The 12,651-nt window shown below is 76.3% G+C and carries 13 protein-coding genes; 8 read left to right on the top strand and 5 right to left on the bottom strand.

The window, feature by feature from the left end; all coding sequences use genetic code 11:
• Positions 1–16 precede the first annotated feature (16 nt).
• Positions 17–1,282: an acyl-CoA dehydrogenase family protein gene (locus tag ACI79F_RS06295; RefSeq protein ID WP_456546095.1), complete on the bottom strand. Its 1,266-nt coding sequence runs from the start codon at positions 1,280–1,282 to the stop codon at positions 17–19.
• A 140-nt stretch (positions 1,283–1,422) separates the two neighbouring features.
• On the opposite strand from ACI79F_RS06295, the gene ACI79F_RS06290 reads away from it, so the two are divergent.
• The 3 genes from ACI79F_RS06290 to ACI79F_RS06280 are packed head-to-tail and all read left to right on the top strand — an operon-like array spanning position 1,423 to position 3,340.
• Positions 1,423–2,223: a DeoR/GlpR family DNA-binding transcription regulator gene (locus tag ACI79F_RS06290; RefSeq protein ID WP_456546096.1), complete on the top strand. Its 801-nt coding sequence runs from the start codon at positions 1,423–1,425 to the stop codon at positions 2,221–2,223.
• Entirely contained in the window at positions 2,220–2,591 is a 372-nt protein-coding gene (locus ACI79F_RS06285; RefSeq protein WP_456546097.1) for a DUF4406 domain-containing protein, read from the top strand. Before ACI79F_RS06290 ends, ACI79F_RS06285 begins: the two co-directional genes overlap by 4 nt.
• Positions 2,588–3,340: an NUDIX domain-containing protein gene (locus tag ACI79F_RS06280; protein WP_456546098.1), complete on the top strand. Its 753-nt coding sequence runs from the start codon at positions 2,588–2,590 to the stop codon at positions 3,338–3,340. Before ACI79F_RS06285 ends, ACI79F_RS06280 begins: the two co-directional genes overlap by 4 nt.
• Here ACI79F_RS06280 and ACI79F_RS06275 read toward each other — a convergent pair.
• Positions 3,290–5,275 (bottom strand): acetoacetate--CoA ligase, encoded by a 1,986-nt coding sequence (locus tag ACI79F_RS06275; protein WP_456546099.1) that lies wholly within the window; start codon positions 5,273–5,275, stop codon positions 3,290–3,292. The two genes, ACI79F_RS06280 and ACI79F_RS06275, sit on opposite strands and share 51 nt — an antisense overlap.
• 173 nt (positions 5,276–5,448) lie before the next feature.
• On the opposite strand from ACI79F_RS06275, the gene ACI79F_RS06270 reads away from it, so the two are divergent.
• The 4 genes from ACI79F_RS06270 to ACI79F_RS06255 all read left to right on the top strand — a co-directional run bounded on the left by ACI79F_RS06270 (position 5,449) and on the right by ACI79F_RS06255 (position 8,776).
• Positions 5,449–6,333: a hypothetical protein gene (locus ACI79F_RS06270; protein WP_456546100.1), complete on the top strand. Its 885-nt coding sequence runs from the start codon at positions 5,449–5,451 to the stop codon at positions 6,331–6,333.
• 93 nt (positions 6,334–6,426) lie between these two features.
• Positions 6,427–7,560, top strand: coding sequence for a hypothetical protein (locus ACI79F_RS06265; RefSeq protein WP_456546101.1), 1,134 nt, complete (start codon positions 6,427–6,429; stop codon positions 7,558–7,560).
• A 75-nt stretch (positions 7,561–7,635) separates the two neighbouring features.
• Entirely contained in the window at positions 7,636–8,358 is a 723-nt protein-coding gene (locus tag ACI79F_RS06260) for a mycothiol-dependent nitroreductase Rv2466c family protein (protein WP_456546102.1), read from the top strand.
• Between the two features lie 16 nt (positions 8,359–8,374).
• The gene (locus ACI79F_RS06255) at positions 8,375–8,776 is read left to right on the top strand and encodes a DUF2237 family protein (RefSeq protein ID WP_456546103.1); all 402 of its coding nucleotides are present in this window, start codon (positions 8,375–8,377) and stop codon (positions 8,774–8,776) included.
• Positions 8,777–8,791: 15 nt separating this feature from the next.
• Here the strand turns inward: ACI79F_RS06255 and ACI79F_RS06250 are convergent, their stop codons facing one another.
• Entirely contained in the window at positions 8,792–9,022 is a 231-nt protein-coding gene (locus ACI79F_RS06250; RefSeq protein ID WP_456546104.1) for a hypothetical protein, read from the bottom strand.
• Between the two features lie 195 nt (positions 9,023–9,217).
• Between ACI79F_RS06250 and ACI79F_RS06245 the strand changes: the two genes are divergently transcribed.
• The gene (locus ACI79F_RS06245; RefSeq protein ID WP_456546105.1) at positions 9,218–10,603 is read left to right on the top strand and encodes an aspartate aminotransferase family protein; all 1,386 of its coding nucleotides are present in this window, start codon (positions 9,218–9,220) and stop codon (positions 10,601–10,603) included.
• A 31-nt stretch (positions 10,604–10,634) separates the two neighbouring features.
• Here the strand turns inward: ACI79F_RS06245 and ACI79F_RS06240 are convergent, their stop codons facing one another.
• Complete coding sequence (locus tag ACI79F_RS06240) at positions 10,635–11,057, bottom strand: universal stress protein (protein WP_456546106.1); 423 nt, start codon at positions 11,055–11,057, stop codon at positions 10,635–10,637.
• Positions 11,054–12,550 (bottom strand): APC family permease, encoded by a 1,497-nt coding sequence (locus ACI79F_RS06235; RefSeq protein ID WP_456546107.1) that lies wholly within the window; start codon positions 12,548–12,550, stop codon positions 11,054–11,056. The genes ACI79F_RS06240 and ACI79F_RS06235 overlap by 4 nt, the downstream gene beginning before the upstream one ends.
• Between the last annotated feature and the right edge of the window lie 101 nt (positions 12,551–12,651).

Genomic DNA, 12,651 nt, shown 5'->3' with positions numbered 1-12,651 from the left:
CACCCAGCGACTCCGCTCAGGCCAGCGGCGAGCGGGGCAGCAGGCGGTCGCTGATGATCCGCTTCTGGATCTCGCTGGTGCCCTCGAAGATCGTGGTGAGCCGGGCGTCGCGCCAGTGCCGCTCCACCTGCCGCTCGGTGGTGTAGCCGTTGCCGCCGTGCAGCTGCATGGCCTGGTTGGTCACCCGCACGGCCATCTCGGTCGCCTCGAGCTTGACCATGGCGGCCTCCCGCCCGCAGGGGACGCCGAGGTCGAGCAGGTGCGCGACCTGCCGGTAGAAGGCGCGGCTCTGCTCGATCTGCGCGGCCATCTCCGCCACGGCGAAGCGCAGCGCTTGGAAGTCGCCGATCGGGTGCCCGAACTGCTCGCGCTCCTGCAGGTAGACCACCGAGTCCTCCAGCGCGGCGCGGGCCAGGCCGACGGCGCGGGCGGCGGTGTGCACCCGGGCGGTGTCGAGGAACTCCTTGGCCTTGCGCATGCCGGCCCGGGCCGCCTCCTCACCCTCCCCGTCGGCCGCGTTCGCGTCGTCGAGCACGTTGCCGGCGGGGATGCGGACCCCGTCGAAGGTCAGGTCCCAGGTCAGGAAGCCGTGGTAGCCGACCTTGTCGATCGGGGAGCCGGTCAGCCCCTCGGGGAACTCGCCTCGCTTCTTCTCCAGCAGCAGGGTCCGCAGCCCGCGGGAGCGCGGCTCCCCCTCCTCGGGGTCGCGCTCGCGGACCAGCACCTGGATGAAGTCGGCGGCCTCGGCGTTGCCGCACCAGCGCTTGCGGCCGGTGACCACCCACTCGTCGCCCTCGAGGACGGCGCGGGTCGAGACGCCGGCGAGGTCGGAGCCGGCGTCGGGCTCGGACAGCGCGATCGCGCCGATCCACTCCCCGCGGGCGCTGCGGCGCAGCAGCTCGCGGCGGCGGCCGGCGTCGGGCAGCGTCGTCCCGAGGCCCTGCGCCCGGGCCAGGATGCTCGCGGTGCTCATCCAGGCGCGGGCGAGCTCCTCGGCGACCATGCAGTACTCGAAGACCCCCAGGCCCAGGCCGCCGTCCTCGGCCGGGACGGTGATCCCGAAGTAGCCCAGCTCGGCCAGCCGCTCGAGCAGCGACGCGGGGATCAGCCCCTTCTGCGGGTCCAGCTCGTTGGCGACCGGCAGCACCTCGTCCATGGCGAACCGGCGGGCCTGCAGCTGCAGCGCCTCGCGCTCCGGGGTGTGCCACGGCGGCAGGAGCTCCGGCGGGCGGGCCTCCCGCAGCTCGCTCGACTCCCCGGGTGCGCTGTCGCTCGACGTCATCGTCGCCTCCTGCTCGGCTGCGGCCCACTGTGGCCGCAGGGGGTGCCCGCCGCAGCACGCCGGTATCCGCGGTCGTGATCGACGCCACGGAGATCACAAGGACTTCACAGTTCTCACAGCAATCTGATAGGAACGTCGCCGTGGCCGTCCCCGACCGACTCGACGTGACGCTGCGGCTGGTGCGCAACGCCGGCCGCGCAACGCTGGCCGACCTGGCCGCCCGCCTCGGCGTCTCGGAGATGACCGTCCGGCGCGACCTGGACGCGCTGCAGCGGCGGGGGCTCGTGGAGCGGGTCCGCGGCGGCGCCGTGGCGGTGGCCGAGCCGGAGTCGGCCGCCGGCTTCGCCGCGCGCGCCGGCTGGCAGGCGGGGGTGAAGGACCGGCTGGGCCGGGCGGTGGCCGAGCGGGTGGAGCCGGGCGCGACCGTGCTGCTGGACGCCGGGACGACGACGGTGCACGTCGCCCGCCACCTCGCCGACCGCGCCGCCGCCGGGCACGGGCCGCTCACCGTCGCGGCGCTGAGCCTGCCGGTGGCCGCCGCCCTGGCCGACCGGCCGGGCGTCCGGCTGCTCGTCGTCGGCGGGGAGTCCCGGCCCGGCGAGCAGAGCCTCTCCGGCCCGCTCGCCGCCGCGGTGCTCCGCCAGCTCACCTTCGACCTGTTCGTGATGTCGATCGGCGCGGTCAGCGCGGAGGCCGGCTGGTCGGAGTTCACCCTGGAGGACGCCGCGGTCAAGCAGGTCGCCCTCGCGCAGGCGCGCGAGACGCTGGTCGTGGCCGACGCCTCCAAGCTCGGGGTGCGCGCCTTCGCGTCCGTCGCTCCCCTCGGCGCGGTCGGCCGGCTGGTCACCGACCCCAGCGCCCGGGACCCCCGGCTCTCCCCCGCGGCGCAGGACACCCTCGCCGCCCTCGCCGCAGCCGACGTGGAGGTCGAGTGCGCATGACCGAGCCCCTGATGATCCTGGTCGCCGGCCCCTACCGCGGGGGCACCGGCGACGACCCGGCGCTGATCGCGGCCAACCACCGCGCCATCCAGGAGGCCTGCCTGGCGCTGTTCCGGGCCGGCCACCTCGCGGTGAACGGGGAGGACCTCGCCCTGCCGCTGGCGGAGCTGGCCGGCTCGACTCGGGTCGGCGACGCCGCCTTCGACGAGGTCTTCCACCCGATGGGCCGCCGGCTGGTCGCCCGCTGCGACGCGGTGCTGCGGCTGCCCGGCGCCTCGGCCGGCTCGGACGAGATGGTCGCCCTGGCGCGGGCCCGCGGCGCGGCCGTCTACCGCAGCGTCGACGAGGTGCCGGCGGTGGCGCGGTGACCGGCGCGGTGGTCCCCACCCCCGCTCCCGCTCCCACCGGCGTCCCCGGCGTCGACGTCCCCGACGCCCGCGGGCGGACCGGGCTGCACCTGACCGGTCGGGACCTGACGGGCAACCCGGACGTGCTGATCCGGGACGTCGAGCTGCTGGCCAGCGGCTGGCACGTGCTGCGCCGGACGACGTTCGACCAGCGCCGCCGCGACGGCCGCTGGACCACCGAGCAGCGCGAGACCTACGACCGCGGCAACGGGGCGACGCTGCTGCTGTACGACACCGCCCGGCGGACCGTGCTGCTCACCCGGCAGTTCCGCTACCCGGTCTACGTCAACGGGCACCCCGACGGGCTGCTGGTCGAGGCGGCGGCCGGCCTGCTCGACGACCAGGACCCCGAGGCGACGATCCGCCGGGAGGCCGAGGAGGAGCTCGGCGTCGCGGTCGGCGCGCTGACGCACGTGTTCGACGTCTTCATGAGCCCGGGCTCGGTGACCGAGCGGCTGCACTTCTTCGCCGCGCCGTACACCCCGGGCGACCGGGTCTCGGCCGGCGGCGGCGTGGCCGAGGAGGGCGAGGACATCGAGGTGCTGGAACTCGACGTCGACGAGGCCCTGGCCATGGTGGACGACGGCCGGATCGCCGACGCCAAGACGATCATGCTGCTGCAGTGGGCGGCGCTCCGCGGCCCCTTCGCCCCGGCGGGGTCACCGGGCGGCGCGGTCCCGGGCGAGGGCGACGTAGTGGTCGACCAGTGACGGGTCGTCGACGGCGCCGGCGTTGACCGCCTTCTGCGGGTCGACGCCCTGGAACAGCCGCTTGAGCGGGACCTCGAGCCGCTTGCCGGTCTTCGTGTGCGGCACCCCCGGCACCAGGACCACCTCGTCGGGCACGTGCCGCGGGCTGGCCTGGGTGCGGATCGCCTCGCGGATCCGCGCCACCAGGTCGTCGGTCAGCTCCGCGCCGGGCGTCAGCTGCACGAACAGCGGCATCCAGTAGCCGCCGTCGGGCTGCTCGACGCCGAGGACGACGCAGTCGGCGATCTCCGGGATCGACTCGACGGCGGCGTAGATGTCCGCCGTCCCCATCCGGACGCCGCCGCGGTTGAGGGTGGAGTCCGAGCGGCCGGTGATGACGCAGGTGCCCCGCTCGGTGACCTCCAGCCAGTCGCCGTGGCGCCACACGCCCGGCCACGGCTCGAAGTAGGCCTCGCGGTAGCGGGAGCCGTCGGGGTCGGCCCAGAAGTACAGCGGCATGGTCGGCATCGGCTCGGTGACCACCAGCTCGCCGAGCTCGCCGACGACCGGCCGGCCCTCCTCGTCCCATGCCGCCGCGGCCACGCCGAGCATCGGCCGCTGCAGCTCGCCGGCGACGACGGGCAGCAGCAGCGAGCTGCCGATGAAGCCGGTGGCCACGTCCGTGCCGCCGGACAGCGAGCCGAGGAAGACGTCGCGGCCCACCGCGTCGTAGACCCACCGGAACGCCGACGCCGGCAGCGGGGAGCCGGTCGAGCCGATCGCCCGCACGCGGGACAGGTCGTGCGTCTCCCCCGGCCGCAGGCCGGCCTTCTCGCAGGCGGTCAGGTAGCCGGCGCTCGTGCCGAGGTAGGTGACGCCGGTGCGCGCGGCCAGGGCGAACTGCGCGTCGACGGCCGGGTACGCGGGGGCGCCGTCGTGGACCACCACCGTGGCGCCGACCAGCAGCGCCGACGTCGCGATGTTCCACATGATCCAGGCGGTGGAGGCGTACCAGTAGAAGCGGTCGCCGGGGCGGACGTCGCCGTGCAGCGCCAGCTGCTTGTGCTGCTCGAGGACGACGCCGCCGTGGCCGTGCACGATCCCCTTGGGCAGCCCGGTGGTCCCCGACGAGTAGACGATCCACAGCGGCGCGTCGAAGGGCAGCGGCTCGAACTCCGGCTCCTGCTCGCCGGCGACGGCGTCGGCCCAGGCGAGGGCGCCCTCGGGGAGCTCGCCGGGGAAGAGCCGGGGGACGGCGATCGTCGTCCGCACGGTGGGCAGCGCCGCACGCAGCTCGGCGACCACCTCCCGCCGGTCGTGCGGGCGGCCGTTGAACCGGTAGCCGTCGACGGCGACCAGCACCGTCGGCTCGATCTGCGCGAAGCGGTCCAGCACGCTGCGGGTGCCGAAGTCCGGCGCGCACGAGGCCCAGACGGCACCGATCGACGCCGCGCCCAGGAACGCGACGACCGCCTCCGGCACGTTGGGCAGGTAGCCCGCGACCCGGTCGCCGCGGCGCACCCCGAGCCGGCGCAGCGTCGCGGCGAACGCGCCCACCTGGCGGCGCAGCGACGCCCAGGAGACCTCCTCCGGCTCCGCGTCGCCGGCCAGCGCCTCCTCGGTGACCGCGATCAGCGCCGGCGTCGCGTCGGTCGCGTGCCGGAGGGCCTGCTCGGCGTAGTTCACCGTCGTCCCGGGGAACCACTCGGCCCCGGGCATCGCGCGGCGGGTCAGCACCCGGTCGTCGGGGACACCGGGCAGCACGCCGCTCCAGTCGGCGACCTCGGCCCAGAACTCGTCGAGGTGCCCGACCGACCAGCGCCACAGCCGGTCGTAGTCGACGGGGTCGCCGACGTCGACGCCGCGCCGCTCGCGCACCCGTCGGGCGAACTCGGCCAGGCGGGTCGCGCGGATCGACTCCGGCGTCGGCTGCCAGAGGACGTCGTCGGCGGTCACGAGCGCACCCTGCCACCCGCGTCGGCACGTTTCACGTGGCACCACCGCGGCGGTCTCGGTCACGGGGTGTGACCCGTCCGTCCCGTGCTCCACCCGATCGGTGGACGCCTCTCGGCTCGCGCGGGCCGTGCCCCATGTCTCACCCTGCGTAGTAGCGGAACTACGGAGGGCTCATGGACGCGGTGGACGGCGGCGACGGGCGCGGCGCCCGGCTGCGCCGTGCCGCGGTCCGGGCCGCCGTCCGCGCCGCCGTGGTCACCGGGCTCGGCGCCGGGCTGTGGCTCGCCGGCCAGCTGTCGGGGACGGCGGCGGCCGACGAGGGCCCCGGCCTGCTCCCGGGAGCGGTCGGCGCGGTGACCGGGCTGACCACCGGGGTCGCCGAGCCGGTGGTCGACGCGCTGCCGCCGGGACCCGACCTGGTGGCGCCGGGAATCGAGTCCGTGCCGCCCGTGACCGAGGTGGTGTCGCCCGTCCTCGAGCCGGTGCGCACCGCGGTCGTCGCCCCGGTCGTCCGGGCGGTCGCCGACCCCGCGCTCGACCTGCTGGCGCGCACGCCCGCCGCCCCCGTCGCGGACGGCGTCGTCCGGCCCGCCGTGGAGCTGGTCGCCGGGGCCGCGCCGGTGCGGCTGCTGCCGCAGCCGCCGGTCCCGCCGCTGCCGGCCCTGCCGGGCGGCGGGGTGACCGGCGCTCCGGAGCCGGCCCCGGCGGCCGCGGCCGTCACCGCGCCGCCCGCGGCCGTCACCGCGCCGCCCGCGCCCTTGGCGGTCGCCGGGTCGCCCGCGGCCGCCGGACCGGACGCCGCGGCCCGCGCGCTCCTCCCGGCCGGGCCGGCCTCCCCCGGCGCGCCCGCGGTCCCGCTGCCGCCGGCGTCCGTGCCGCCCGCCGTCCCGGCGTCCGGCACCGCCTCCGGCCCGGGCGCCGGCCCGGCCGACCAGCCGGCCGGCGTGCTGCCGGCCCGGATGCTCCCGGCCGGGGCGCCGCTCCGGCTGCCGGCCGGCGGCCCGGCCGCCGCCCTGCCCTGCTCCGCCGCGGCGGACCCCGCCACCTCTCCCGACTGACGGCCGCGCCGCCGGCCCACGTGCCGGCGTCGCGTCCCGCCCCGCCGTCCCGCCTCCGGGACCGGGGACCCAGTCGTCAGGAGGGGTACTCGCATGCACACCTGGATCCGTCGCGGCCTGCAGGCCGCGCTGCTCACCGGCGGCCTGTGGGCCGTCGGCACGGGGGTCGCGTCCGCGGACGACGGCCTCGACGTCACGGTGCCGGTCACCGTGACCGACAACGCGCTCGCCGTGCTCGGCGAGGTCCCCGCACCGGGGATCGACCTGCCCGCCCTGCGCGCCGACGTCGGCGTGGACCTCGGCGCCGTCTCGGTGTCGGTGCCCGTCACGGTCGGCGGCAACGGCGTCGGCCTGCTCGGCACGACCGCCACCCAGGCGCCGGCCACCGCGCCGGCGCCGCGCCCGGCGGACGTCAGCGTCCCGGTCACCGTCGCGGGCAACGCCGTGGGCGTGCTCGGCGACGCGCAGGCGTCCGGCACCGCGCCGGCGCCGGCCGGGCCGGACGGCGGCCTGCTGGGCGTCTCCCTCCCGGTCACCGTCTGCGGCAACGGCGTCGGCCTGCTCGGGACCGGCGAGGGCGGCTGCACGCCCGCGCCGGCCGCACCCGCTGCGCCGGGGACGGGTGGACCCGGTGGGCCGCTCGTCGGCGTCGACGTCCCGGTCACCGTCTGCGGCAACGGCGTCGGCCTGCTCGGGACCGGCGAGGGCGGCTGCACGCCCGCGCCGGCCGGCCCCGGCTCCGGCACCCCCGGCGGTCCGGGCAGCCCGGGCGGTCCCACCGGTCCGGGCGTGGACGTCGACGTCCCGGTGACCGTCTGCGGCACCGGGATCGGCCTGCTGGGCGGCGGCTCGGGCGACTGCGGGGGCGAGGGGCCGGCCGGCCCGGGCACCCCGGACGGCCCCGACGGGCCCACCGCCCCCGGGCAGCCGGGTTGGCCGGCCGGTCCCGGCCGGCCCGGCGACGCGGCCTCCCCTGCGCACTGGGGCGGGCCGGCCGGCGCCTGGTCCGCCCACGCCTGGTCCGCCCACGCCTGGCCCGCCCACGCCTGGCCCGCCGACGCCGGCACCCCGGTCGGGGCCGGCGGGTCGAGCACCTCGGGAGACGGCGCGCTGGCCTACACCGGCGTGGACGTCGCCTCCTGGCTGCTCATCGCGGTGCTCTGCCTGGTCGCGGGCCTCGGCACCGTGGTCGGGCTGCGCCGCCCGGTGGGCGTCGAGCAGGACTGACCGGCACCGGGCCGGCGGCGGGCTCCCCCGGGCGCCCCGCCGCCGGTCCGGCGCGCGCGGACTAGGTTGCTGGTCGTGGCAGCGGCCGATCTGCGGTTCTGGTTCGATCCCGTCTGCCCGTTCGCCTGGCTGACCGGACGGTGGGTGCGGCAGGTCGCCGCCCGGCGCGCGTACCGGGTGGAGTGGCGGTTCGTCTCGCTGCGGCTGCTGAACGCCTCCGTCGACTACGCCGCGCAGTTCCCGCCCGAGTACGAGGCCGGCCACACCGACGGGCTGCACCTCCTGCGCCTGGCCGCGCGCGTCCGGGACGAGCACGGCCCGGAGGCGGTCGACGCGCTGTACCTCGCCCTGGGCGAGCGCATCCACGACGTGCCGCCCGACCGGGCGCCCGCGCCCGGCGAGGGCCGGACGGCGGCGTTCGCGCGGCCGGCCCTGGCGACCGCGGGCCTCCCGGCGCACCTGGCCGCGGCGCTGGACGACGACGGCTGGGACGCCGTCGTGCAGGCCGAGACCGACGAGGCCCTGCGGCTGGCCGGCCGCGACGTGGGGACGCCGATCCTGCAGTTCCGCCCGCCGGACGGGCCGGCGTTCTTCGGGCCGGTGATCAGCCGCGTCCCGGACGGCGACGACGCCCTCGCGCTGTGGGACCACGTCGTCGCGCTGGCCGGCTTCCCGGGCTTCGCGGAGCTCAAGCGCAGCCTGCGCGAGCGGCCGCAGCTGGCCGCCGCCGGCGTCGCTCCCGACGAGGTGGGCCGCGAGGAGGACTGGCACGGTGGCAGCCGTCGGCAGCACCGGTGACCGGGGGAGGGCTGACATGAGCGGACCGGAGAACGAGCGGAACGTGCTGGGCGGCCCGCTGGAGCCGTGCGGCACCGAGCCGATGACCGGCTTCTACCGGGACGGCTGCTGCCGCAGCGGGCCCGACGACCTCGGCCGGCACACCGTCTGCGCGGTGGTGTCGGCCGACTTCCTCGCCCTGCAGCGGGAGCTGGGCAACGACCTGACCACGCCGCGGCCGGAGTACGGCTTCCCCGGCCTGGTCCCGGGCGACCGGTGGTGCGTGGTGGCCGCCCGGTGGCTGCAGGCCTACCAGGCGGGCGCCGCGGCCGGCGTCGTCCTGGCGGCGACCAACGTCCGCGCGCTGGAGGTCCTGCCCCTGGAGGCGCTGCGGCAGCACGCCGTCGACGTGCCGGACGACCTCAGCGGCCTCGACTGACCCCGCCGCCGGGCGTCAGGCCGCGCGCCGGCCGAGCAGGAGGTAGGCCAGCGGGACGGCGCCGGCGGAGCCGGTCAGCGCGATCGCGGTGCCCCAGAGCCACCGCGGGCCGCAGACCTGCGCGGCCGGCCGCCGGCGCAGGTCGCGCAGGGCCACGGCCTTCGCCACCGAGTCGACCACCACCCCCGCCACCACCAGCCGCCGCTGGCCCGCCGTCAGCTCGCCCCACTGCCGCCACCCGGCCATCGACACCCTCCGCCCTCGAGTCCCGCGACGCGCACCGCCGCCGGCGCCAGCGCCAGCGCCGGCGCCCGGCGGCGGGACCAGCCGCCCGGCCGCCGGTCGCGGCGGGCGGGCGCCCCGCCGTCGTCCTCACTCGCCCGGCGGCCGGGTCGCTACGATTCCCGCACCCCGACCGCACCCTCACGACGGGATCCGCAGATGACCACCACGGAGCAGGACGTCCCCGGCACCGGCTCCCCCGCCGGCGTCACCGACAACCTGTGGCTGCACTTCTCCCGGATGAGCAGCTACGCGACGACGCCGCCGCCGGTGATCGTGCGCGGTGAGGGGGCGCGGATCTACGACGACCGCGGGCGCGGCTACCTCGACGGGCTGTCCGGCCTGTTCGTCGTGCAGGCCGGGCACGGGCGCCGCCGGCTCGCCGAGGCCGCCGCACGGCAGGCCGAGCAGCTGGCCTTCTTCCCCGTGTGGTCCTACGCCCACCCCGCGGCCGTCGAGCTCTCCCACCGGCTGGCCGCCGCGGCGCCCGGCGACCTCAACCGGGTCTTCTTCACCACCGGCGGCGGCGAGGCGGTGGAGACGGCGTGGAAGGCGGCCAAGCAGTACTTCCGGCTGACCGGGAAGCCGGGCAAGACGAAGGTGATCAGCCGGGCGCTGGCCTACCACGGGACCACCCAGGGGGCGCTGTCGATCACCGGGCTGCCGGCGCTCAAGGAGCCCTTCGAGCCGCTGGTCCCCGGCACGTTCCGGGTGCCCAACACCAACATCTACCGGGCGCCCGTGTTCGGCGACGACCCCAAGGCCTTCGGCCGGTGGACCGCCGACCAGATCGAGCAGCAGATCCTGTTCGAGGGCCCCGACACCGTCGCCGCCGTCTTCCTCGAGCCGGTGCAGAACGCCGGCGGCTGCTTCCCGCCGCCCCCCGGCTACTTCGACCGGGTGCGGGAGATCTGCGACCGCCACGACGTCCTGCTCGTCAGCGACGAGGTGATCTGCGCCTTCGACCGGCTCGGCACGACCTTCGCCTGCGAGAAGTTCGGCTACGTGCCGGACATGATCACCTGCGCCAAGGGGATGACCTCGGGCTACTCGCCGATCGGCGCGATGATCGCCTCCGACCGGGTGATGGAGCCCTTCCTGCAGGGCACCGCGACCTTCGCGCACGGCTACACCTTCGGCGGCCACCCGGTGAGCGCGGCGGTCGCGCTGGAGAACCTCGACCTGCTCGCCGAGGAGGGGCTGGGCCGGCGGGTGCTGGAGAACGAGGCCGCGTTCCGCGCGACGCTGGAGCGGCTGCTGGACCTGCCGATCGTCGGCGACGTCCGCGGCGACGGGTACTTCTACGGGATCGAGCTGGTCAAGGACAAGGCGACCAAGCAGACCTTCGACGCCGCCGAGTCGGAGCGGCTGCTGCGCGGGTTCCTCTCCGGCGCGCTGTTCGAGGCCGGCCTCTACTGCCGGGCCGACGACCGCGGCGACCCCGTCGTCCAGCTCGCGCCGCCGCTGATCTGCGGGCAGGCGGAGTTCGACGAGATGGAGCAGATCCTGCGCGGGGTGCTCACCGATGCCTGGTCGCAGCTCTGACGGCCCGGGCGCCCGGAGGCCCCCGGGCCGGTCAGTCCCCCGCGGCCGGCGGCACGCAGAGCACCGGCCGGGTGGACAGGTGCAGCAGCCGGTAGGAGACCGAGCCGAGGATCGCGCCGCGCAGCGGGCTCTCGCCGTAGGTGCCGACGACGATCACCTGCGCGTCGTGCCGCTCCGCGGCGTCGAGCAGCGCCTGCACCGGCTTCTCGTCCAGCAGCTCGACGACCACCGGCACCCCGCTGGCCTCGGCGTCGGCGGCGGCGTGCGCGACCGTCGCCCGGCCGAGCTCGGCCAGCGCCTCGGCGTGCACCGCCGCCTCCTCGCCCACCACCCCGGGCGGGGCCGCCCCGTAGACGACCACCAGGGGCACGTCGAAGCGCTGCGCGACCTCGATGGCCAGCTGCAGCGCCCGGCGCGCGCCCGGCGACTCGTCATATCCCAGAACGACGGTCACCGGGCCTCCACGTCCTCGGCCACCGTCGGCCGCTCGTCCCAGAACCGGGGGCTGACGTACCGCCAGACCAGCATGATCACCACGCCGATGAGCATGACGACCACCCCGATCACCAGGGGCGGCCCGAGGCCGAACCACGACTCGCCCAGGTTCGAGTTGGCCGGGTCGGACAGGTCGACCACCGACTCCACCAGCAGCCAGATCAGCAGCCCCGCCCCGACCAGCGGGCCGAGCCCGATGAGCAGGAACGACCTGGCGCTGCGCAGCAGCTGCCGCCGGTAGAAGACCGCGCACGCGATCCCGGTCAGCGAGTAGTAGAAGGCGATCAGCAGCGACAGCGCGGTCAGCGAGTCGAACAGCGCGTTCTCGCTGATCAGCGTGACCACGACGTACCAGACGGCCGCGATGCCGGCGACCCACCAGGTCGAGACGTCGGGGGTGCGGAAGCGCGGGTGCACGTGCCCGAAGGTGCGCGGCAGCGCCGCCCGCCGGGCCATCGACAGGCCGGTGCGCGAGGCCGGGATGATCGTGGTCTGGGTGGAGGCCAGCGCCGCTGTCGCCACCGAGAGCAGCAGCACCCAGTCCCAGCCGCCCAACACCTCGGTGCCGAGCAGCGCGAAGATGAACTCCTCCTCGCCCTCGTTCTCGGCGAGGAACTCGGTGCCCGCGAAGGCCACCACCGCGTACGCCACGGCCAGGTAGGTCACCAGCAGCACGACGGTGGACCAGACGGCCGCCTTGCCCGGGGCGGTCGCGGAGTCCTCGGTCTCCTCGGTGAGGTTGACCGCCGACTCCCAGCCCCAGTAGGCGAAGACGCCGAGCAGCAGCCCGCCGGTCAGCGCGGCGCCGCCCTCGGCGAACGGGTCCAGCCAGGACAGCGACGGGGTGAGGGCGCCGGCCAGCCCGTCGTCGGCCAGCGCCTGCCACAGCGCCGCGACCGCGAACACCAGCAGGGCGCCCACCTGGGCGAGGATCAGCACGTTCTGCACCCGCGCCGACAACTCGGTGCCGATCACGCAGATCGCCGTCATCACCACGATGACGAGCACGACCAGGACCGTCACCCACGCCGTGGACTCGGCGATCGAGTCCAGGCCGACGGTGAGCAGGGTGAACCGGACGGCGGTGTCGGCCAGCGAGCCGACGACCAGGACGCCGGTCATCGTGATCGCCCAGCCGCCGATCCAGCCGAGCCAGGGCCCCATCGCGCGGGTGACCCAGGAGAACGTCGTCCCGCAGTCCTGGTCGACCCTGTTCAGGTAGTAGAACGCCGAGGCGATCAGCGCCATCGGCACGAAGGAGGCCAGCAGCACCCCGGGCGCGTACACCCCGACCAGGGCGACGACCGGTCCGATGATCGCGGCCAGCGAGTAGGCGGGCGAGGTCGAGGCCAGGCCGATGACGAGCGCGTCGAGGAAGCCGATCGCGTCGGGCTTGAGGCCGGGCTGCGCCTGGCCCGCCGACACCGACGCCCGGTCCCGCGCCTCGGTCACGGGAGCACCTGTAGTGCCGTCATGCCACGGTTATCGCAGCCGTTGCCGCTGTGCACAAGCCATCTCCACATTCGAAGTCCTGTACTGCGACGGAAGCCGTC

It is taken from the genome of Blastococcus sp. SYSU D00868 (assembly GCF_054050575.1).
This window is presented reverse-complemented; position numbering and strand designations above follow the sequence as displayed.